The organism is Pseudomonas citronellolis (assembly GCF_001586155.1).
In the GTDB taxonomy this organism is placed as follows: domain Bacteria; phylum Pseudomonadota; class Gammaproteobacteria; order Pseudomonadales; family Pseudomonadaceae; genus Pseudomonas; species Pseudomonas citronellolis.
Window position 1 is genome coordinate 3852177 of the sequence record NZ_CP014158.1, and the last position, 21570, is coordinate 3873746.

General features: G+C 69.5%; 20 protein-coding genes and 1 pseudogene. 10 read left to right on the forward strand and 11 right to left on the reverse strand.

The window, feature by feature from the left end; translation table 11 throughout:
- Positions 1 to 259 precede the first annotated feature (259 nt).
- Positions 260 to 1159 (forward strand): LysR family transcriptional regulator, encoded by a 900-nt coding sequence (locus PcP3B5_RS16680; RefSeq protein ID WP_061561915.1) that lies wholly within the window; start codon positions 260 to 262, stop codon positions 1157 to 1159.
- A 28-nt stretch (positions 1160 to 1187) separates the two neighbouring features.
- Complete coding sequence (locus PcP3B5_RS30825; RefSeq protein ID WP_081884670.1) at positions 1188 to 1349, forward strand: DUF2474 family protein; 162 nt, start codon at positions 1188 to 1190, stop codon at positions 1347 to 1349.
- Between the two features lie 7 nt (positions 1350 to 1356).
- On the opposite strand, the gene PcP3B5_RS16685 is transcribed toward PcP3B5_RS30825, so the two are convergent.
- The 4 genes from PcP3B5_RS16685 to PcP3B5_RS16700 form a co-directional block, all read right to left on the reverse strand.
- A complete protein-coding gene (locus tag PcP3B5_RS16685) occupies positions 1357 to 1755 on the reverse strand; it encodes a DUF1801 domain-containing protein (protein ID WP_043271763.1) in 399 nt (132 codons plus the stop codon).
- 84 nt (positions 1756 to 1839) lie between these two features.
- On the reverse strand, positions 1840 to 2574 hold the full coding sequence (locus tag PcP3B5_RS16690; protein WP_043271764.1) for a PAS domain-containing protein: 735 nt from the start codon (positions 2572 to 2574) through the stop codon (positions 1840 to 1842).
- Positions 2575 to 2586: 12 nt separating this feature from the next.
- The gene (locus PcP3B5_RS16695; protein ID WP_009622532.1) at positions 2587 to 3213 is read right to left on the reverse strand and encodes a response regulator; all 627 of its coding nucleotides are present in this window, start codon (positions 3211 to 3213) and stop codon (positions 2587 to 2589) included.
- Positions 3182 to 4312 carry a sensor histidine kinase gene (locus PcP3B5_RS16700; RefSeq protein WP_061561916.1) on the reverse strand — a complete coding sequence of 377 codons (1131 nt, stop codon included), beginning with the start codon at positions 4310 to 4312 and terminating at the stop codon, positions 3182 to 3184. The genes PcP3B5_RS16695 and PcP3B5_RS16700 overlap by 32 nt, the downstream gene beginning before the upstream one ends.
- Before the next feature lie 244 nt (positions 4313 to 4556).
- On the opposite strand from PcP3B5_RS16700, the gene PcP3B5_RS16705 reads away from it, so the two are divergent.
- From PcP3B5_RS16705 to PcP3B5_RS32615, 8 genes and pseudogenes are all read left to right on the forward strand, one after another.
- A complete protein-coding gene (locus PcP3B5_RS16705; protein ID WP_043271765.1) occupies positions 4557 to 5087 on the forward strand; it encodes a dimethylamine monooxygenase subunit DmmA family protein in 531 nt (176 codons plus the stop codon).
- Complete coding sequence (locus PcP3B5_RS16710; RefSeq protein WP_061561917.1) at positions 5084 to 6010, forward strand: PDR/VanB family oxidoreductase; 927 nt, start codon at positions 5084 to 5086, stop codon at positions 6008 to 6010. The genes PcP3B5_RS16705 and PcP3B5_RS16710 overlap by 4 nt, the downstream gene beginning before the upstream one ends.
- A gap of 10 nt (positions 6011 to 6020) precedes the next feature.
- Positions 6021 to 7037 (forward strand): heme-dependent oxidative N-demethylase family protein, encoded by a 1017-nt coding sequence (locus PcP3B5_RS16715; protein ID WP_061561918.1) that lies wholly within the window; start codon positions 6021 to 6023, stop codon positions 7035 to 7037.
- 32 nt (positions 7038 to 7069) lie between these two features.
- Positions 7070 to 8200: an aminomethyl transferase family protein gene (locus PcP3B5_RS16720; protein ID WP_009622538.1), complete on the forward strand. Its 1131-nt coding sequence runs from the start codon at positions 7070 to 7072 to the stop codon at positions 8198 to 8200.
- Positions 8201 to 8253: 53 nt separating this feature from the next.
- A complete protein-coding gene (gene purU, locus PcP3B5_RS16725) occupies positions 8254 to 9111 on the forward strand; it encodes a formyltetrahydrofolate deformylase (RefSeq protein WP_009622539.1) in 858 nt (285 codons plus the stop codon).
- A gap of 25 nt (positions 9112 to 9136) precedes the next feature.
- Positions 9137 to 10507 (forward strand): flavin-containing monooxygenase, encoded by a 1371-nt coding sequence (locus PcP3B5_RS16730; RefSeq protein ID WP_061561919.1) that lies wholly within the window; start codon positions 9137 to 9139, stop codon positions 10505 to 10507.
- Positions 10508 to 10556: 49 nt separating this feature from the next.
- Entirely contained in the window at positions 10557 to 12902 is a 2346-nt protein-coding gene (locus PcP3B5_RS16735; protein ID WP_061561920.1) for a trimethylamine N-oxide demethylase, read from the forward strand.
- 456 nt (positions 12903 to 13358) lie between these two features.
- Positions 13359 to 13940 (forward strand): annotated as a pseudogene (locus PcP3B5_RS32615) (methyl-accepting chemotaxis protein); the annotation flags it as partial.
- A 362-nt stretch (positions 13941 to 14302) separates the two neighbouring features.
- On the opposite strand, the gene PcP3B5_RS16745 reads toward PcP3B5_RS32615, so the two are convergent.
- The 7 genes from PcP3B5_RS16745 to glnT form a co-directional block, all read right to left on the reverse strand.
- Complete coding sequence (locus tag PcP3B5_RS16745) at positions 14303 to 14644, reverse strand: DMT family transporter (RefSeq protein WP_043271769.1); 342 nt, start codon at positions 14642 to 14644, stop codon at positions 14303 to 14305.
- Positions 14645 to 14712: 68 nt separating this feature from the next.
- A complete protein-coding gene (locus tag PcP3B5_RS16750) occupies positions 14713 to 15051 on the reverse strand; it encodes a P-II family nitrogen regulator (protein ID WP_009622545.1) in 339 nt (112 codons plus the stop codon).
- A gap of 11 nt (positions 15052 to 15062) precedes the next feature.
- Complete coding sequence (locus PcP3B5_RS16755; protein ID WP_043271770.1) at positions 15063 to 16382, reverse strand: ammonium transporter; 1320 nt, start codon at positions 16380 to 16382, stop codon at positions 15063 to 15065.
- A gap of 561 nt (positions 16383 to 16943) precedes the next feature.
- Complete coding sequence (locus tag PcP3B5_RS16760) at positions 16944 to 18269, reverse strand: FMN-binding glutamate synthase family protein (protein WP_009622547.1); 1326 nt, start codon at positions 18267 to 18269, stop codon at positions 16944 to 16946.
- A gap of 22 nt (positions 18270 to 18291) precedes the next feature.
- Positions 18292 to 18966, reverse strand: a complete 675-nt coding sequence (locus PcP3B5_RS16765; protein WP_061561922.1) for a GltB/FmdC/FwdC-like GXGXG domain-containing protein — start codon at positions 18964 to 18966, stop codon at positions 18292 to 18294.
- Positions 18967 to 18998: 32 nt separating this feature from the next.
- The gene (locus tag PcP3B5_RS16770) at positions 18999 to 19904 is read right to left on the reverse strand and encodes a class II glutamine amidotransferase (protein WP_009622549.1); all 906 of its coding nucleotides are present in this window, start codon (positions 19902 to 19904) and stop codon (positions 18999 to 19001) included.
- Between the two features lie 91 nt (positions 19905 to 19995).
- The gene (gene glnT, locus PcP3B5_RS16775; RefSeq protein WP_009622550.1) at positions 19996 to 21330 is read right to left on the reverse strand and encodes a type III glutamate--ammonia ligase; all 1335 of its coding nucleotides are present in this window, start codon (positions 21328 to 21330) and stop codon (positions 19996 to 19998) included.
- Positions 21331 to 21570: the final 240 nt, after the last annotated feature.

Consider the following 21570-nt stretch of genomic DNA (forward strand, 5'->3'; position numbering starts at 1 on the left):
AAACCCCTACCCCGTCCAATCGATATGGCAGACCGGGTGATCGACGCCCTCTATCGGCGCCGGCGACCTTTCGCGGCGCGATAAGGCCGGCCTATCGGGCGGTCGGCAGCAACGATTGGACGCCGCCCGCCGCGCCCGGTAACGTGCCGCTCATCCGCATTCCCACGACAAGACCGACGGCGCAGCGCCGCACGTTCGGCTACATACCGATAAATGACGCCGGCCAGGCCTTGGCCCCACTACCCGACAGGCAGCTCCCATGGACATCAAGCAGCTCAAGTTCCTCATCGCCCTGGACCAGACCCGCCACTTCGGGCAGGCTGCCGCGCTCTGCCACATCACCCAGCCCACGCTGTCCATGCGCCTGCGCAATCTCGAGGACGAGCTGGACCTGGTGCTGGTGACCCGCGGCCAGCGCTTCGAGGGCTTCACCGAGGCCGGCGAGCGCATCCTGGCCTGGGCCCGCACCCTGCTGGCCGCCTACGACGGCCTGCAGGCCGAGGCCGCCAGCTGCCGCGGGCAACTGGTGGGCAGCCTGCGCCTGGGCCTGGTGCCGCTGTCCAGCTTCAACCCGATGCAGGTGCTCAAGCCGCTGTCCCAGCGCTACCCGGAGCTGCAGTTCCAGCTGTCGTCGCTGAGCTCGGAGCAGATCATCGACGGCCTCAGCCGCAACCAGCTGGACCTGGGCATCTGCTACCTCGACCAGGTCAACACCACCTACTTCGAGGTGCTGGAACTGGCCACCACCACCATGGGCCTGCTGCACGACGTGCGGCACTTCCAGTTCGACGACGGCGAGCTCAAGTGGGACAAGCTCAACGACCTGCCCCTGGGGCTGCTGAGCAAGGGCATGCACTACCGCCAGTCCGTCGACCTGAGCTTCCGCAGCCGCGGCCTGGACCCGCTGCCAGTGCTGGAAAGCGACTCCACCTTCCAGCTGATCCAGGCCATCGGCGAAGGCATGTGCTGCGCCATCATGCCGCTGAACTGCGGCCTGGAAACCCTCAGCGAGCACCTGCGCATCACCCCCATCGCCGGCGCCAGCATCCACAGCCCCATCGGCCTGCTGCAGCGTCGCACCGAGCCGCGCTCGGCCCTGGCGGAGAAATGCTTCGCCGAGGCGCGCACCATCCTCGCCGGCGAAAGCCCGGCCGAATGAGCCACTGAAACCCAGCCACGGAGCCCACATGAGCCCTACCCCGAACCCCGCGCCGCAGCAGCCGGGCCAGCCCCTGCGCAAGCAACTGCTGTGGCTGCTCGCCCTCTGGCTGGGCGGCGTCGGCAGCGTGCTGCTGGCCGCCGAGGCGATCCGCCTGGCCATGGCCGCCGCCGGCCTCAAGACCCACTGACGCGCCGCTAGCCGCGGCGCTTCGCCAGGTTCGCCGCCACGGCCGCGCGGATCAGCGCGCGAAACGCCGCCTCGTCCAGTACCTCGCCCTCATGGATATCGATGGCCCGCCGGGTCGTACCTTCGAGGCTGGCATTGAACAACCCCGCCGGGTCCTCCAGCGCCGCGCCCCTGGCGAAAGTCAGCTTCACCACCTGCTTGTAGGTCTCGCCGGTGCAGAGAATGCCGCCCCTCGACCACACCGGCACGCCCCGCCACTTCCACTCCTCGACCACCTCCGGTTCGGCCTCGCGCACCAGCGCCCGCACCCGCGCCAGCACCTCGCCGCGCCAGTCGCCCAGCTCGGCGATCCGCGCGCTGATCAGGGCGCCGGCGTCGTCCGCCGCCACAGGCTTGTCTTCACTCATCGCACTCTCCCTCTCGCGCGCCGGCGGCCGCCGGCATGACCGCTTGAGTATCGACCAGGGACGGGCCCGCGACAGGCGAAATCGTCACGTCGGCGGCGGTGCTCCCACCTCGAAGATGGCCCCCTCGATGCCGAGTACCTCGCCGGTGTCGGCATAGATGCCCACTCCCTTCTCCCAGACGTTCTTGATCCGCCCGTCGGCGCAGCGGATGCGGTAGGTCAGCTCGTAGGGCTCGCGGCGCAGCAGGGCCTGCTGCACGCCGGCCCAGACGTATTCGGCGTATTCCTCGAGGATCAGCGTGCTGTAGCTGTGTTCGTAAGTGTCGGTGAGGTACTGCGCCGGGTAGCCGGTGAGCTGCAGGCAGCCGGCGCTGACGAACTCCATGGTCCACTGGCGGTTGTTGCGCCCGCGGTAGATCAGCCCGGGCAGGCCGTCGAGCAGGCTGGCGGCGCCGCGCCGGCTGGCCTCCAGACGGGCGTCCTGGCGGCGCTGGCTGGTGGCGTCGCTGAGCGACAGGTAGAGCGTCTCGGCGTCGCCGTCCAGCTGCACGTCGAACCAGCGCAGGCGCCCGTGGGCATCGATGAAGCGCAGGCACTGCCGCGCGCCGTCGCCCTGGCGGGCCTGGCGCAGCACCGCGCGCCAGCCGGGCAGGTCCTCCTGGTGCAGGCAGGCGGCCAGTTCCTCGCCCAGGCCGCTGTCGCCCATCAACAGGCGCCAGGCGCGGTTGGCCCGGCGGATGCGGCCGCGGCCGTCCAGGCGCAGCAGCGCCACCGGGTAGCGGTCGCCGTCGTCGCGGCCATCGGCGAAGGGAGTTGCCATGTGCCGTCCTCCTCAGTGCGGGCCGCCGCCGCGGTGGACCCAGGCGGCCAGTTCCAGGCGCGAGCCCAGGTGGAACTTGCGCAGCAGGTTCTTCACGTAGATTTTCACGGTGCCGTCGCTGATGCCCAGCTCGCGGGCGATGCGCTTGTTGCTCAGGCCCTGGGCGATCAGCGCCAGGGTCTGGCCCTCGCGGGCGGTGAGTTCGTCCGGCGGCGCGGCGGGACCGGGCTCGGCGAGCAGCGCCACCAGGCTGCCGTCCAGCTGCACCGAGCCGCGGCCGCAGCCGCGCACGTAGTCCAGCAGCGCCTCCGGCTCGGTGTCCTTGAGCAGGTAGCCCTCGGCGCCCAGGCGCAGGGCGGCGGCCAGCTCGGCGCGGTCGGCCGAGGCGGTGAGCACTATCACCTGGCTGTCCAGCTCCAGCTGGCGCAGCTCGTCGAGCACCTGCAGGCCGCCCAGGCCGGGCATGTGCAGGTCCAGCAGGATCAGCTCCGGGCTCAGCTGGCAGGCCAGGCTGATGCCCTCGCGGCCGCTGGAGGCCTGGCCGACCACGGTGAACTCGCCGCTTTCGCTGAGCAGCTCGGCCAGGCCGCGGCGGAACAGCGGGTGGTCATCGATCAGCAGCAAGGTGGCGCTGTGCATCGACTTTCTCCTCCGGGTTGAGGGCCACGCCGGGCAGCCGCAACGCGACCCGCGTGCCCCGTGGCGGGATGGTCTTCACGCTCAGGCCGGCGCCGATGGCCAGGGCCCGCTCGCGCATGATCGACAGGCCGAAGTGGCCGGTCTCGCCGCAGGCCTGCAGGCCGACGCCGTCGTCCTCGACCGTCACCCGCAGCTCGCCCCGGGCCAGGCGCAGGTCGATGCGCGCGGTGCGCGCGTGGGAGTGGCGGACGATGTTGGCCAGCGCTTCGCGGACGATCTGCAGCACCTGCAGGGCCTGCTCGTCGTCGAGCAGGCCGTCGGGCAGGCGGTTGTCCAGTTCGAAGACGATGGTGCTGCGCCGGCCGAACTCCTCCACCGAATCCAGCAGCGACTGGCGCAGGCTGCGCCCGCCCAGGCTCAGCCGGGCATTGCCGATCAGCTCGCGGACCTGGCGCTGCACCGCTTGCAGGCCGTGGCGCAGTTCCTCCAGCAACGGCGCGGCCTGCTGCGGGCGCTGCAGCTGGCCCTGCAGGCGGTTCGCCTGGAAGGCCAGGAAGCCCAGCTGCTGGGCCACCGAGTCGTGCAGCTCGCGGGCCAGCAGGGTGTCCTGGCCGTGGCGCTCCAGGCGCAGCCGCGCGCGCTGGCGGGCGATGCCGTGGGCGCTGGCGGCCAGCAACGGCAGCCAGGCCAGCAGCGCCCGGTGCTGGCGGCCAGTGGCGTCCTGCAGCGCCAGCGCGGCATGGCCGCCCGATTCCAGCGGCCACAGCTGGCGCGGCTCGCCACGCGCCCGGCAGGGCCGGCAGGGGCCGGCGCGCAAGGCCGGCAGGTCGCGCAATGGGCAGTCGGGCTCGGCGCAGAAGGCCGCCGGGCGGCGCAGCGGCTCCGCCAGACCGGGCTCGTCCAGCAGCAGGCAGGGCGCGGCGGCGGGATGGGCCGCCGCCAGGTCGGCGAGCAGGCGCGCCAGCGGCGCCCAGCTGCCCGGCTCCTCCAGCAGCCCGCGCAGCAGCTCGGCCTCGGCGCGCCGTGGCGCGGACGCGACGGCGCCTGCGAGCCATCGTTGCCGCCAGCAATCCAGCCACCCCGCACGCCGTGCGCCCATGCCCAGCCCTCGTTCGCAATTGCGCTAGCGGCAGCAACTTTCATGCCCTCGGCGGGGCCTCCCCGCGGCCCTTACCCCTTTGGAGATATCACCTCCTGCGGATTGAGCGGTTATTCGCAACAGGAAAATATTTTCCCCAACGCGAAACACGAAAGTTCGCCGCCGCCAGCGCCCGGATGCGCACCAACACAAGGCCCCGCGCCTCAGGATCGGGCACGGCGGCGACCCACCCAGCGAGGAAGCCATGACCGATACCGCTCTCTGCGCCAGCGCCCCGCCGCTGCCCAGCCTGCCCCGCTACGACGCCCCGCCGCGCCTGGCCGGCGGCCAGGCGCTGCTGGTGATGCAACAGGCCGACGCCGACCAGGCCCGCGCCCTGGCCGCTCGCCTCGGGCTGGCCGCCGGCGAACTGGAACTGCTGGCTACCGACGCACAGAACGCCCAGCGCGCCCTGCGGGAGCGCCTGGCCAGCGCCAGCGTCGGCCTGCAGCTGCTGCTGTGGGGCGACGAGGCCTTCCTCTGGCCGCTGCATGCCCTGGCCCGCCAGGCCGGCCTGCGCCCCGACGAGATCCACCTGCTGCGCCAGGGCGGGGCCGCCCGCACGCTGTACTGCGTGCACTGCGGCACCTTGCAGAGCGCCGGCGCCGCCGACCATCACGACTGCCGCCAGTGCGGCGTGCGCCTGGAAGTGCGGCGGCATTTCTCCCAGCGCCTGGGCGCCTACCTGGGCGTGTGCGCCGACGCCGACCAACCCTATGCGGAGGCCCGCCCATGAGCGCCTTCTTCGACGTGCGGGTGAGCGCCGTGCGCGCCCTCACCCCGGTGATCCGCGAATTCACCTTCGAGGCCGTGGACGGCGCGCTGCCCGGCTTCTCCGCCGGCAGCCACGTGCAGCTGTGCCTGCCCAACGGCCTGCGCAACGCCTACTCGCTGCTGGGCGACCCGGCCGACGCCAGCCACTACCGCATCGCCGTGCGCCGCCAGGAAAAGTCCCGCGGCGGCTCGCGCTACCTGCACGAGCAACTGCAGGTCGGCGACCGGCTGCGCGTCGGCGCCCCGGCCAACCTGTTCGCCCTGCACGGCGAGGCGCGCCGGCACATCCTGGTGGCCGGCGGCATCGGCATCACGCCCTTCCTCGCCCACTGCCGCGAGCTGCTGCGCCGCGGCGCGGATTTCGAACTGCACTACGCCTACCGCAGCGGGATCAGCGACGCCTACCTGGGCGAGTTGCGCGAGCTGCTCGGCGAGCGCCTGCACGAATACGACGGCGCCCAGCGCGCGCTGAACCTCAACCAGCTGCTGCGCCACCGCCCGCTGGGCAGCCACGTCTACGCCTGCGGCCCGCAGCGCCTGCTGCTGGCCCTGCGCGAGCAGGCCGCGGCGCTGGGCTGGAGCGATTCGCGGGTGCACTGGGAAGCCTTCGCCGCGCCGGAGCCGGGCCAGCCGTTCCGCGTGGAGCTGGCGCGCAGCGGCCGCCAGCTGGAAGTGGGCGCCGAGCAGAGCCTGCTCGAAGCCCTGGAAGGCGCCGGCGTGGAAGTGCCCAGCCTGTGCCGCGGCGGGGTCTGCGGGCAGTGCCAGACGCGCTACCTCAAGGGCGAGGTGGAGCACCGCGACCACGTCCTCGACGCCGGCGAACGCGCCGGCAGCCTGATGCCCTGCGTATCCCGCGGCTGCGGCCCGATCCTGCTCGACCTCTAGGAGAACCACGATGCCCACGACCCTCAAGCCGGTGGAGCGCTACCGCGAGGCCTTCAGCTTCGCCAACAGCGCGGAGGCCATCCGCCGCTTCCCGTTCCCCTTCCCGGAAGACCGCTATCAGTACTCGGTGAACATCGAGCCGGCCGTGCCGCGCGAGCCGGGTTCGGTGTTCGAGCACCTGTTCGACATCGACGAGCATTACCGCTCCGAGGTGGCCGAGCGCGCCCTGGTGCTGCAGCGCGACCCGACGCGCTGCCTGGTGATGCCGCACATGCAGCCGGCCGCCTGGGACGCCCTGGCGCTGCTGATGGAGCGTCTGGCCGCCGACTACCCGCAGTACTTCCAGCTGCGCTGCGAGGGCGCGCAGTGGGAGTGGCGCAACCTGGTGCTGGGCATCCACCAGCGCTTCACCTACGGCGATGCGAGCACCCTGCCCTGCGAGCCGCTGGAATACATCACCCGCCAGGTGCAGGGCGACTTCGCCCTGCTCGACCAGCGCGACGGCGACCTGTTCATGGACGCCGGCATGGTCACCGGCCCGGCCGACTGGTCGCTGGCCTTCGACGCCGGCATGAGCTTCAAGCAGTGGCACTCGCCGGTGCCCATGGCGCACCAGATGGGCGTGTTCGACCGCGCCCTGAAGTACCTGCTGAACCTGCAGGTGGGCCAGCCGATACGCCGGCTGAACTGGACCATGACCATCAACCCGCGCCTGGACACCTCGCCGGAGACCTACCACGAGTGGGGCGCCGACCGCGGCAGCGTCACCGCGCAGAACGCCGGCGAGCTGGTGCACCTGCGCGTGGAGCTGCAGGTGATGGCGCGCCTGCCGCGCAGCCACGCGCTGATGTTCAGCATCCGCACCTACCTGATCAGCATGAACGAGCTGGCCACCCAGCCGCACTGGGCCCGGCGCCTGTACCGCGTGCTGCGCGACCTGCCCGAGCCGATCGCCGACTACAAGGGCCTGAGCCGCTACCGCGGCGCCCTGCTCGACTGGCTGCGGCCGTTCGATCCACAAGCCTGAAGAACCGCCACCCACTACAAGAGGATTACCCCATGGCCAATTCCTGGCGCATCAGCGCCCTGCGTGAACGCCACCTGGCGCTTGGCTCCAAACTCGAGGACTGGAACGGCATGGGCACCGCCTGGACCTACGCCAGCGACCTCGCCGACCACCACGAGGCGATCCGCACCCGCGCAGGGCTGATGGACGTGTCCGGGCTGAAGAAGGTGCACTACGTCGGCCCCCACGCCGAGAGCCTGCTGGACTGGGCCACCACCCGCGACATCTCCAAGCTCTACCCGGGCAAGTCGGTGTACGCCTGCATGCTCGACGAGGACGGCAGGTTCGCCGACGACTGCATCGTCTACCGCACCGGCCCCAACGCCTTCATGGTGGTGCACGGGGCCGGCGTCGGCCACGAGATGCTCATCCGCTCGGCCCAGGGCCGGCAGGTGGCGGTGCTGTTCGACGACGACCTGCACGACCTGTCGCTGCAGGGCCCGCTGGCGGTGGACTTCCTCGCCAGGCACGTGCCGGGCATCCGCGAGCTGCCCTACTTCCACCACCTGCAGGGCAAGCTGTTCGGGCATCCGGTGATGATCTCGCGCACCGGCTACACCGGCGAGCGCGGCTACGAGATCTTCTGCAAGGCCGCCGACGCCCCGGCCATCTGGGACGGCATCCTCGAACAGGGCAAGGACCTGGGCATCATCCCCTGCGCCTTCACCGCCCTGGACTGGCTGCGGGTGGAGAGCTACCTGCTGTTCTACCCCTACGACAACTCGCAGATGTACCCCTTCGCCGACGAGAAGGCCGGCGACAGCCTCTGGGAGCTGGGCCTGGACTTCACCGTGTCGCCCGGCAAGCAGGACTTCCGCGGCGCCGGCGAGCACTACCGGCTCAAGGGCCAGGAGCGCTTCCGCATCTTCGGCGTGCTGCTCGACGGCGAGCAGGCCGCCCAGGCCGGCGACACCCTGTGGCATGCCGGGCAGGAAGTGGGGCTGATCACCTGCGCCATGTACTCGCGGCTGACCGGCCGTTCCATGGCCATCGCCCGGCTGAGCACCGACTGCGCCGAACAGGGCGTGCCGCTGCAGGTGCGCGGCAGCCTGCAGGCCGGCGCCATCGCCCACACCCTGCCCTTCGACGACCCCGAGAAGAAGAAGCGCACCGCCAAGGGCTGAGCCCTGCCCGCCCGGTGCGCCGGGCGGCCTTCCACCCCGCTGCGAGACCGAACATGGACACCCACTACATCCTCACCATCGACTGCCCGGCGCGCTCCGGGATAGTCGCCGCCGTCAGCACCTACCTGGCCGGGCGGCAGTGCTACATCAGCGAGCTGTCGCAGTTCGACGACGAGATCACCGGGCGCTTCTTCATGCGCGCCGTGTTCCGCTTCGACGCCGACGCCAAGGGCGACATCCAGGCCCTGCGCGACGGCTTCGAGGACGTCGCCGTGCCCTTCGACATGCACTGGCAGCTGTTCGACGGCCAGCGGCCGATGCGCGTGCTGCTGATGGTCAGCAAGTTCGACCATTGCCTGGCGGACCTGCTCTATCGCCATGCCAAGGGCGAGCTGAAGATGCAGATCACCGCCATCGTCTCCAACCACCTCGACCTGCGCCCCATGGCCGAGCGCGAAGGCATCCGTTTCATCTACCTGCCGGTCACCAAGGACACCAAAGCCCAGCAGGAAGCCGAGTTGTTGAAGATAGTCGCCGAGACCGGCACCGAGCTGGTGGTGCTCGCCCGCTACATGCAGATCCTCTCCGACGACCTCTGCAAACAGCTCTCCGGCAAGGCCATCAACATCCACCACTCCTTCCTCCCCGGCTTCAAGGGCGCCAAGCCCTACCACCAGGCCTACGAGCGCGGCGTGAAGCTGATCGGCGCCACCGCGCACTACGTCACCAGCGACCTCGACGAGGGCCCGATCATCGAGCAGGAAGTGCAGCGCGTGGACCACGCCTACAGCCCCGAGGCGCTGGTGGCCATCGGCCGCGACACCGAAACCGTGGCCCTGTCGCGGGCGCTCAAGTACCACCTGCAGCACCGCGTGTTCATCAACCGCGACAAGACCGTGATCTTCTCCTGACAACGACGAACGTGGAGCACCGGACATGAAGCAAAGAGTCGCCATCATCGGCGCCGGCCCCAGCGGCCTGGCCCAGCTGCGGGCCTTCCAGTCGGCGCGCGACAAGGGCGCCGAGATCCCCGAACTGGTCTGCTTCGAGAAGCAGGCCGACTGGGGCGGCATGTGGAACTACACCTGGCGCACCGGCCTGGACGAGCACGGCGAGCCGGTGCACGGCAGCATGTACCGCTACCTCTGGTCCAACGGGCCGAAGGAATGCCTGGAGTTCGCCGACTACAGCTTCGACGAGCACTTCGGCCGGCCCATGGGCTCCTACCCGCCGCGCGAGGTGCTCTGGGACTACATCAAGGGCCGCGTGGTCAAGGCCGGCGTGCGCCCCTACATCCGCTTCAACACCACGGTGCGCAACGTCACCTGGGACGAGGCCGGCGGCACCTTCGAGGTCACCGCCCACAGCTACGACGACGACCGCACCTACAGCGAGGCCTTCGACTACGTGGTGGTCGCCAGCGGCCACTTCTCCACGCCCAACGTGCCCTACTTCGACGGCTTCGAGAGCTTCGCCGGGCGCGTGCTGCACGCCCACGACTTCCGCGACGCCCTGGAATTCCAGGGCAAGGACGTGCTCATCGTCGGCGGCAGCTACTCGGCCGAGGACATCGGCTCGCAGTGCTTCAAATACGGCGCGCGCAGCATCACCAGTTGCTACCGCAGCGCGCCCATGGGCTACAAGTGGCCGGAGAACTGGGAGGAGAAACCGCTGCTCACCCAGGTCAAGGGCAGCACCGCCTTCTTCGCCGACGGCAGCAGCAAGCGCGTCGACGCCATCATCCTGTGCACCGGCTACAAGCACCACTTCCCCTTCCTGCCGGAGGAGCTGCGGCTGAAGACCGACAACCGCCTGTGGCCGCTGAACCTCTACAAGGGCGTGTTCTGGGAGCAGAACCCGCGGCTGGTCTACCTCGGCATGCAGGACCAGTGGTACAGCTTCAACATGTTCGACGCCCAGGCCTGGTACGCCCGCGACGTGATCCTCGGGCGCATCGCCCTGCCGAGCCCGGCGCTGATGCGCGCCGAGGACCTGGCCTGGCGCCAGGAGGAGGAAACCCTGGAGAACGCCCGGCAGATGTTCGAGTTCCAGGGCGAGTACATCCGCCAGCTGATCGAGGCCACCGACTACCCCAGCTTCGACATCGCCGAGGTGAACAACACCTTCCTGCAATGGAAGCAGGACAAGTACGAAAACATCATGGGCTACCGCGACAAGTGCCACCGCTCGCTGATCACCGGCACCCTCGCCACGCCGCACCACACGCCCTGGCTGCAGGCCCTGGACGATTCGCTGGAGGCCTACCTGGCCGACCAGCCGGTGGACCAGTTCAGGAAAGCCCTCTGAGCCTTCTCCCGGGGCGGCCCCGCCGCCCCGCCTTGCGTGGAGCACGAGAATGAACCTGCCCGTGACGAGCCGGCCCTTCGAGCCGGCCCTGTTCGCCCGCGCCCCGGCGCTGGAGCGCCACCGCGTCGCCCCCGGCGGCCTGACCGTGCTGGCCCTGGAAGCCGGCGACCGGCTGCAGGTCGTCGACCTGGAAGGCGACCAGGGCGCCGAGCTGCTGGCCTTCGCCACCGATGGCCGTCCGGCCCTGGCCGACCTCGGCCTGGTACCCAGCCCCGGCACCGACTTCATCCACCACCTGTTGCACGACGGCAGCCGCGAGGCTGCCCACGTCAGCGCCGGCCTGGCCCGGCGCGGCATCGACTGCCGCCACCTGCCGAGTGCCGCGCGGCTGTGGGAAGGCGGCACGCCGGCCGGCTTCAGCCGCACCCTCGACGCCAGTGCGGCGCTGCTGGTGATAGTGGCCGCGCCCGGCGGCCCCACGCCGGTAGACAGCCAGGCGCGGGCCAGCGAACTGCGCCTGCTGGTGCACCGCGCCAACCCGCGCCAGCTGCTCGCCCCGCCGCTGCCGGCGCCGCTGGGCGAGGTGCTGGACGAATTCACCATCCGCCCCGGCAGCGCCAACGCCTACACGGTCGCCGCCGGGCAGTACATCCAGGTGCTCGACGTCGCCGGCCGCCAGTGCTCGGACTTCGTCGCCTTCGACCGCCGCGGCCTGGACGCCGGCCGCGAGATCGACCTGGACCCCACCGTCACCCGCACCCTCAACGGCAACGCCTACCCCGGCCCGGGCCTGTACAGCCGCTTCTACGACCGCGACCTGCAGCCGATGCTGGAGGTAGTGCGCGACACCGTGGGCCGCCACGACACCTTCGCCCTGGCCTGCACCGCGCGCTACTACGAAGCCCAGGGCTACTTCGGCCACGCCAACTGCAGCGACAACCTCAGCCGCGCCCTCGCCAGCCATGGCGTGCGCGGCCGCGCCGGCTGGCCGGCGATCAACTTCTTCTTCAACACCGGGGTCGACGCGCACCAGCAGCTGACCCTCGACGAACCCTGGTCGCGCCCCGGCGACTACGTGCTGCTGCGCGCCCTCACCGACCTGGTCTGCGCCAGCAGTTCCTGCCCCGACGACATCGACCCGGCCAACGGCTGGCAGCCCACCGACATCCACGTCCGCGTGTACAGCGAAAAGGAGCGTTTCAGTATCGCCATGGCCAACCGCAAGACGCCCGACGCCGACCCGCAACTGACCCGCGAAAGCGGCTTCCACCCCGGCACCGCCGCCCTCACCCGGCAGTTCGTCGACTACCGCGGCTTCTGGACGCCGACGCATTTCGACGGCTACGGCGCCATCGAGGAATACCACGGCTGCCGCGGGAAAGTGGCGGTGATGGACCTCTCCGCCCTGCGCAAGTTCGAGGTGCTGGGCCCGGACGCCGAGGCCCTGCTGGACTACTGCCTGACCCGCGACGTGCGCAAGCTGGCGGTCGGCCAGGTGGTGTACTCGGCGATGTGCTACGAACACGGCGGCATGCTCGACGACGGCACCCTGCTGCGCCTGGGACCGGACGCCTTCCGCTGGATCGGCGGCGAGGACTACGCCGGCGACTGGCTGCGCGAACAGGCGCAGAAGCTGGGCATGAAGGTGTGGATCAAGAGCGCCTCCGAGCAGATCCACAACATCGCCGTGCAGGGCCCGCTGGCCCGCGAACTGCTCAAGGGCATGGTCTGGACGCCGGGCACCCAGCCAAAGCTGGAGGACCTGGGCTGGTTCCGCTTCCTCACCGGCCGCCTCGACGACTACAACGGCGCGCCGCTGATGGTCTCGCGCACCGGCTACACCGGCGAGCTGGGCTACGAGCTGTGGTGCCACCCGAGCGACGCCATGGCCGTGTGGCAACGCCTGTGGCAGCTGGGCAAACCCCTGGGCCTGGTGCCCCTGGGCCTGCACGCGCTGGACATGCTGCGCATCGAGGCCGGGCTGGTGTTCGCCGGCTACGAGTTCGACGACCAGACCGACCCCTTCGAGGCCGGCATCGGCTTCTGCGTGCCGCTGAAGACCAAGCAGGCCGACTTCATCGGCAAGGATGCCCTGCTAAAGCGCAGCGCCAACCCGCAACGCCGCCTGGTGGGGCTGGAACTGGAAGGCAACGAGCCGGCCGCGCACGGCGACTGCGTGCACGTCGGCCGCGCCCAGGTCGGCGTCGTCACCAGCGCCACCCGCTCGCCGCTGCTGGGCAGGAACATCGCCCTGTGCCGGCTGGACGTGGGCTACTGCGAGCCGGGCACGGCGGTGGAGGTCGGCAAGCTCGACGGCCAGCAGAAGCGCATCCGCGCGCAAGTGGCCGCCGGCACCGTGGCCTACGACCCGCAGAAGAGCCGCGTGCGCGCCTGAGGCGCTTTCTGGAGTGGCTTTTGCAGTGTGTAGGCAACGCGTCGCTCGCAGACCAAGGAGGAACGGCCGATGTGGTTCAGCAAGGCATCCCGCAACCTGGCCGAGGAGCTCGGCCAGTGGCTCGACCAGCTTTCCAGCGAACCTGACACGGCGCCGCCGCGGCACTGCGAGCCGCGCCTGCGCGCCAGCCTGGAACGCCTGCAGCGTGGCTGGCAGGAGCTGCTGAGCTTCCGCCAGCACGCCGAACGGCAGCCGCCAGCGCCCTGCAGCGCCGAGGAATACCAGGACCTGACACGGCGCCTGGCCCAGGCCAAGCAGCAGAACCAGCAGTTGCGCGACGAGCTGGAACAGCAGCAGCGCCAGCTCGGCGAGCTGGAGGCCGAACGCCGGCAATGGCAGGAGGAACGCCAGGTCTGGGAACTGACCCAGCGCACCCTCACCGAAGGCTGCTGGGCGATGAACGTGGTCAACGGCGACCCGGACCACCCGCACAACCTGATCCGCTGGTCCGAGCAGTTCCGCGAGCTGATCGGCTACCGGCGCGAGGAATTCCCCGACGGCTGGGACAGCTACTTCGGCGTGGTCAACCCGGACGACCTGAAGACGGTCATGCAGACCTTCAACGCCGCCATGGCCGACAGCAACGGCGACGGCTCCTACGCGGTGGAATACCGCATGCGCCACAAGAGCCGCGGCGAAATCTGGTTCCGCGAACGCGGCCGCTGCCTGCGCGACAACCGCGGCCGCCTGCTGTACGTGACCGGCGCGGTGCGCGAGATCAGCGACGAAAAAGCCGCCGCCGCCCTGCACGAACGCGAGCAGGCGAACATCCAGACCACCTACGGGCAGATCGCCCAGGTGGCCGGCGTGATCCGCGGCATAGCCGAGCAGACCAACCTGCTGGCCCTGAACGCCGCCATAGAAGCCGCCCGCGCCGGCGAACAGGGCCGCGGCTTCGCCGTGGTCGCCGACGAGGTACGCAACCTGGCACGGCGCACCCAGGAGTCGGTGCAGCAGATCCAGGCGATGCTGCAGCAGCACTGAACCAGCAGGCGCAAGCTTTTCGTAGGAGCGAGCTTGCTCGCGAACGGTACTCGCCGGTAGCAGCTGTGCTTGAGATGAACGCCGTCCCCTCTCCCCAGCCCTCTCCCTGAAGGGAGAGGGGGCTAGTCCGTGCCGAGAATGGATTTGGCGTCAGCCGGCAACTTCGTGCTAGCCGGCTGACTCCAAAATACCCGAGCACTCCGAACGGTCCCCTCTCCCTTCAGGGAGAGGGGAGAGGGCGCTCTCAACCCCAGCACCTCTATCCCCCTGTAGGAGCGCGCCCTGCCCGCGATTTCGCGCGCAGGGCGCGCTCCTACATGGCAATGGCACGAACGGGACAACGCCCACGATCCCCCCTACACCACCTCCCCTCCCCCCACCAGCTTCAACCCGACGATCCCCCCCACGATCATCACCAGGCACAGCGCCTTCAACGCCCCCAACGGCTCCCCGAGAAACAGGCTGCCATAGGCCACCGTACCCAGCGTGCCAATTCCCACCCACACCGCATACGCCAACCCCAGCGGCAGCTCCCGCACCGCCAGGCTCAGCAGGTAGATGCTCAGCGCCAGGAACACCCCGCAGTAGAGGCTCGGCCCCAGCCGGGTGAAGCCCTCGGTGCGGGGGATGATCGAGGCGTACAGCACTTCGCAGAGCCCCGCCAGGACCAGGTAGCCCCAGCCGTTCAACCAGGCCATCGGTCATTTCTCCTTTGCCAAAAAACAACGCCGACGCAAAGGCGTCGGCGCTGGGTGCTGCAAGGGGCTCAGACGGCGTCTTCGCCCAGCTCGCCGGTGCGGATGCGCACGATGCTCTCCAGGTCCTGGACGAACACCTTGCCGTCGCCGATCTTGCCGGTGCGCGCCGCCTTGAGGATGGCGTCGACGGCGGCCTGGCACAGGGCGTCGCCGACCACCACCTCCAGCTTCACCTTGGGCAGCAGTTCCACGACGTACTCGGCGCCCCGGTACACCTCCGAATGGCCCTTCTGCCGGCCGTAGCCCTTGACCTCGGTGGCGGTCACGCCGTGCACGCCGGCCTCGGTCAGCGCCAGGCGCACGTCGTCCAGGCGGAAGGGTTTGATGATCGCGGTGATGAGTTTCATGACGGCCATCCTCAGTTGGAGTACTTGTAGCCGACTTCGCCGTGGGCGGAGAGGTCAAGCCCGTCCACCTCGGCTTCCTCGTCCACGCGCAGCCCGCCGCACAGCGCCGCGGCCACCTTGAAGGCGACCAGGCTGGTGACGCCGGAGAAGCAGATGCTGAAGAGAATGGCGCCGCCATTGACCAGCAACTGGTCGAACAGCCCGCGGCCTTCGGGGAAGCCCTGGCCGCCGATGGCGGTGAGGGCGAACACCGGGGTCAGCAGGCCGCCGAGGATGCCGGCCACGCCGTGCACGCCGAACACGTCGAAGGCATCGTCCAGGCCGATCATCGGCTTGAGCTTGTCCACCGACCAGACGCACACCGGACCTGCGATCAGGCCGAGCAGGATGGCGCCCATGGGGCCGACGTAGCCGCACGCCGGGGTGATCGCCACCAGCCCGGCGATGGCACCGGACACCGCGCCGAACAGGCTCGGCCTACCCTTGTGCTGCCATTCGACGAGCATCCAGGCCAGGGCGCCGGCGCAGCTGGCGAGCATGGTGTTGACCATCACCAGCATGGCGAAGCCGCTGGCGGCCAGCGCGCAGCCGCCGCAGAAGCCCAGCCAGCCCACCCACAGCAGCGAGCCGCCGGTGAGGGTCATGGTCATGTTGTGCGGCGCCAGGGTGGCGGTGCCGAAGCCGCGGCGCCGGCCCAGCAGCCAGGCGCCCACCAGCGCGGCGATGCCGACGTTGAGGTGCACCACGTTGCCGCCGGCGAAGTCCTGCACGCCCAGGTCGAACACCCAGCCGCCGCCCCAGGCCATGTGCGCCATGGGGATGTAGTTGATGGTCAGCCACACCGCCATGAACACCATGACCGCGGCGAACTTCATGCGCTCGGCGAAGGCGCCGACGATGATCGCCGGGGTGATGGCGGCGAACAGCAGCATGAACAGGAAGTACAGGTACTCGGGGATGGTGCCGACCACCGAGTCCTTGGTGATGCCGACCATGAACAGCTTGTCCAGGCCGCCGACCACCGACTGCAGCGCGCCGCCGTCGGTGAAGGTCAGGCTGTAGCCGTACACGGCGAACAGCACCGACATCAGCGAGGCGGTGCAGAACACCTGCATGAGGATCGACAGCACGTTCTTGGTCCGCGCCATGCCGCCATAGAACAGCGCCAGGCCCGGCAGGGTCATCAGCAGCACCACCAGCGAGCAGAGCGCGACGAAGGCGGTGTCGCCGCTGTTGATCGCCGGCGGCGCCTCGTTCGCCAGGGCGGCGACGCTGCCGAACAGCAGGGAAAGGCCCAACATACTGCGGCTCACGTGTGAAAACCGGATCATTGCCTGTTGCCTCCAACCGACGGGGACGGGGCCGGCCCGCGGTCGGGGCACGGGCCGGCGTTTCGAGCGCCCTGGGCAGGTGGCCGGGCCGTAGCCAGTGCCTTCCTGTAGGGCAACTTTATTTCCCTGGAGGCATAGCAATTGGCCTGCCAAGGCTCGCCGGAAGCCGGTAATTTCTGCTAGGTGATTGAATGGAAAGGCTTTGTTCCGGAGGGGCGGTGAGCGGGCCAGGGTTGTGGCCGGCGGGCTGCGCATTTTCTTGGTGCGAATTTGAATTTCCTGCCAAGCAATATGGCAGGCCCGCGAAGAGCTTCTTCGTAGGAGCGAGCTTGCTCGCGAATGAACCCCGCTGCGGAATCTGTTCGCGAGCAAGCTCGCTCCTACGAGAAGCCGTGCCGCCGGGGTGTCCGGCGTGGCCGGTAAATCCAATCGCGGACGGAGTCCGCTCCTACGCCCGTGCTTCCCTGTAACCGTAGGAGCGGACTCCGTCCGCGATGCCCTGCCGGCGAAAACAAAAAGGCCGGCGATCGCTCGCCGGCCTTCGGGACTACCCGCCGTGGCTCAGTACTGCACCTGCCCCGGCACCCAGTTGGTGCCCGCCAGGGGCACGCGGGCCATGGCCGCGGCTTCCACGGTCAGGGCCACCAGGTCTTCCGGGTCGAGGTTGTGCAGGTGCGACTTGCCGCAGGCGCGGGCCATGGTCTGCGCCTCCAGCACCAGCACCCGCAGGTAGTTGGCCAGGCGGCGGCCGGCTTCCACCGGGTCCAGGCGCTTGGACAGCTCCGGGTCCTGGGTGGTGATGCCGGCCGGGTCGCGGCCGTTCTGCCAGTCGTCGTAGTAGCCGGCGGCCGAGCCGATCTTCTTCAGTTCCTCATCCAGGCGCGGGTGGTTGTCGCCCAGGGCCACCAGCGCGGCGGTGCCGATGGCCACCGCGTCGGCGCCCAGGGCCATGGCCTTGGCCACGTCGGCGCCGTTGCGGATGCCGCCGGAGACGATCAGCTGCACCTGGCGGTGCATGCCCATTTCCTGCAGCGCCTGCACCGCCTGCGGGATAGCCGGCAGGATGGGGATGCCGACGTGCTCGATGAACACTTCCTGGGTGGCCGCGGTGCCGCCCTGCATGCCGTCGAGGACGATCACGTCGGCGCCGGCCTTCACCGCCAGCTTGACGTCGTAGTACGGGCGGCTGGCGCCGATCTTCACGTAGATGGGTTTTTCCCAATCGGTGATCTCGCGCAGCTCGGCGATCTTGATCGCCAGGTCGTCCGGGCCGGTCCAGTCCGGGTGGCGGCAGGCGCTGCGCTGGTCAACGCCGATCGGCAGGGTGCGCATGCCGGCGACGCGCTCGGTGACCTTCATGCCCAGCAGCATGCCGCCGCCGCCGGGCTTGGCGCCCTGCCCCAGGACGATCTCGATGGCGTCGGCCTTGCGCAGGTCGTCGGGGTTCATGCCGTAGCGCGAGGGCAGATACTGGTACACCAGGTGCCGGGACTGGCCGCGCTCTTCCGGGGTCATGCCGCCGTCGCCGGTGGTGGTGCTGGTGCCGGCGATGCTGGCGCCGCGGCCCAGGGCTTCCTTGGCGTTGGCCGAGAGCGCGCCGAAGCTCATGCCGGCGATGGTCACCGGGATCTTCAGGTGGATCGGCTTCTTGGCGAAGCGGGTGCCCAGCACCACGTCGGTGCCGCACTTCTCGCGGTAGCCTTCCAGCGGATAGCGCGAAACGCTGGCGCCCAGCAGCAGCAGGTCGTCGAAGTGCGGCAGCTTGCGCTTGGTGCCGCCGCCGCGGATGTCGTAGATGCCGGTCTCGGCGGCGCGCTGGATTTCCTGGATGGTCAGGCGGTCGAAGGTGGCGGACTCGCGCAGCACCGGGGTGTGTTTCTCGCTCATGGGGGGTCTCCTCGCGGCGCGATCAGTAGGCCGAAGCGTTGTCGACTTTGAAGTTGTACAGCTGGCGGGCCGAGCCGTAGCGCTTGAAGGCGGCCGGGTCCTCGTCGAAGCCGGCGCGGTTGAGCAGCTCCTTCAGCTCCACCAGGTGCTCGGCGCGCATTTCCTTCTCGATGCAGTCCGAGCCCAGGGACTTGACCTCGCCCTTGACGTAGATGCGCACCTCGTAGAGCGAGTCGCCCAGGGCGTCGCCGGCGTCGCCGCAGACCACCAGGCGCCCGGCCTGGCCCATGAAGCAGCTCATGTGGCCGATGCTGCCGCCGACCACGATGTCCACGCCCTTCATCGAGATGCCGCAGCGCGCCCCGGCGTCGCCTTCGATCACCAGCAGCCCGCCGTGGGCGGTGGCGCCGGCGGCCTGGGAGGCGCTGCCCTTCACCCGCACGCTGCCGGACATCATGTTCTCCGCCACGCCCACACCCACGTTGCCGTGCACGGTGACGCTGGCCTTCTGGTTCATGCCCGCGCAGTAGTAGCCGGCGTGGCCCTGGATATCCACGGACACCGCCTGGCCGATGCCCACGGCCAGGTTGTGCTTGCCGTCGGGGTGGGTCACCAGCCATTCGCGGTCCTGCACCTCGCCGTGCAGGGCCTGGTTGAGTTCGCGCACCGAGGCGCTGGAAAGGTCGATGGTCTTCATGCAAGGGTCTCCAATGTTCTGCTCGGTGCGGGTCAGGCGCTTTCGCGCTCCCAGACGTAGAGGGTGGCCGGCTCCGGTTCCCAGACGCGCGCCTTGTCGATGCCCGGCAGGCTGGCCAGGGCCTGGTACTCCGAGGCCATGGCCACGTAGTCGTCGGTTTCGGCCAGCACCGCCGGCTTGCAGGCGATGGGGTCGCGGATCACGGCGAAGCCGTTGCGGGTGCCGATGGCGAAGGTGAAGAAGCCGTCCAGGTCGTTCAGCGCGCCGTCCAGGGCCTGGGCCAGGCTGTCGCCCTGGCGCAGGCGCCAGGTCAGGTAGCCGGCGGCCACCTCGCTGTCGTTGTCGGTCTCGAAGGCGATGCCCTGGCGCTTGAGTTCCTGGCGCAGGCGGAAGTGGTTGGACAGCGAGCCGTTGTGCACCAGGCACAGGTCGGCGCCGGTGGAGAACGGGTGGCTGCCCTCCATGGTCACCGCGCTCTCGGTGGCCATGCGGGTGTGGCCGATGATGTGGCTGCCCTTCATGCCGGCCAGGCCGAAGCGCTGCGAGATTTCCTGCGGCAGGCCCATGCCCTTGAGGATTTCGATGCTCTGCCCGGCGCTCATGATGCGCACCGCCGGGGCCAGCTCGGCCAGGGCCTGGCGCACCGCGGCTTCGTCGCAGTGGATTTTCAGCACCGCGGCGCTGGCGTTCTGGAACCAGTCCAGCGAGCAGCCCAGGCGCGCTTCCAGCGCGCCCATCAGCTCGGCCCAGGGGTAGCCGGCGTCGCTGGCCTGCAAGGTCAGCTTGACCCAGCCGTCGGCCACTTCGTCGCCGTAGATGGCGAAGCCGGCGCTGTCCGGGCCGCGGTCGGTCATGGCTTGCAGCATGGGTTCGAAGAGCTTGCCGAGCTGGCTCTCCAGTTCGGGCTTCTTCAGGTAGAGGCCTACGATTCCGCACATGGTTCGTCTCCTTCGAGGCAGCAGGCGGCCGCCGCTTGGTCGTCACGGTCGCCCAGAGGGGTAAATGGGGTGCGCCCGGCGGGCGCGGCGGTCAGAAGAATTCGGTGTAGCGCTGGATCTCCCAGTCGGAGACGTGGCGGCTGTATTCCACCCACTCCATGCGCTTGAGCTTGATGAACTCGTCGACGATCTCGGCGCCGAGCACCTCGCGGAACAGCGGGTCGGCCTCCAGCGCGTCGGTGGCTTCCTTCAGCGACTGCGGCAGGGTCTTGATGCCGCGCGCGGCGATCTCCTCCAGGCTGAGGTTGTAGAGGTTCTCGTTGCACATCTCGCCCGGCTCCAGCTGGCGGTCGATGCCGTCCAGGCCTGCAGCGATGATGGCGGCGGTGACCAGGTAGGGGTTGCAGCCGGCGTCGGGCAGGCGGAACTCCAGGCGCCCGTAGGGGATGCGCACCATCGCCGAGCGGTTGTTGGCGCCGTAGGCGATGAACGCCGGGGCCCAGGTGGCGCCGGACAGCGAGCGGCCCACCACCAGGCGCTTGTAGGAGTTGACCGTGGGCGCGGCGAAGGCGCACAGCGCAGGTCCATGGGCCAGCAGGCCGGCGGCGAAGTGGTAGGCCAGCTTCGACAGGCCCACGCCGCTGGGGTCGGACGGGTCGTGGAAGAGGTTCTTGTTGCTGGCGCTGGCGATCGACAGGTGGAAGTGCATGCCGTTGCCGGCGCGCTTGGGATCGGGCTTGGGCATGAACGAGCAGATCATGCCCAGGTCGTTGGCGATCTCGCCGGCGGCCATGCGGAAGAAGGTGAAGCGGTCGGCCGATTCCATGGCGTCGCTGTAGGTGTAGTTGATCTCGAACTGGCCGTTGGCGTCCTCGTGGTCGATCTGGTAGATGTCGAAGCCCACCGGCTGCAGGGCCTCGGTCAGGCGTTCGAGGAACTCGCGGGAGCGCGACAGGCCCTTGTAGTCGTAGCAGGGCTTGTCCAGGTTGTCCGAGGCGTCCACCAGTTGCAGCTTGCCCTGGGCGTCGCGGCGGAACAGGCTGAATTCCGGCTCCAGCCCGGTGTTCAGCACCCAGCCCTTATCGGCCAGGCGCTGCACCTGCTGCTGCAGCACGAAGCGGCTGTCGTAGGGGTGCGGCTTGCCGTCGACGTGGCCGATGCACACGACGCGGCCGTAGCCCGGCTGCCAGGGCACCGGGATCAGCGTGGAGAGGTCGCCGCGGGCCATGAAGTCCGGGCCGTGGGGCTCCATGCCCATGCCGCAGATGGCGAACCCGGCGAACCCGGCGCCCTCCTCGGCCACCGCCTTGAGGCCGGACACCGGCACCGACTTGGTCTTCGCCGCGCCGTGGATGTCGACGAACTGGGCCAGCACGTACTTGATGCCGTGCTGGTCGATGGTGCGCTGGGTTTCGCTTGGCAACATGGGGGAGCTCTCCGGTTGAATGGGCAAGGCGTTGTCGGTGCCTGGGGCGGTTTGCGCCGGGGCTTCCGCCCCTCGAATTCCGCTCAGGAAACTTACTTTCCCATTAGGAATGCAATGCCAGTGCCAAGTCCGGAGCGCCGTGATGGGAGGCAGCCACGGCGGCTTTTCTTCTGTATATATGGGAAACTTGCTTTCACTGTGGGAAAGTTGCCAAGCCGCAGCCGCCCCTCCGCACTTTCT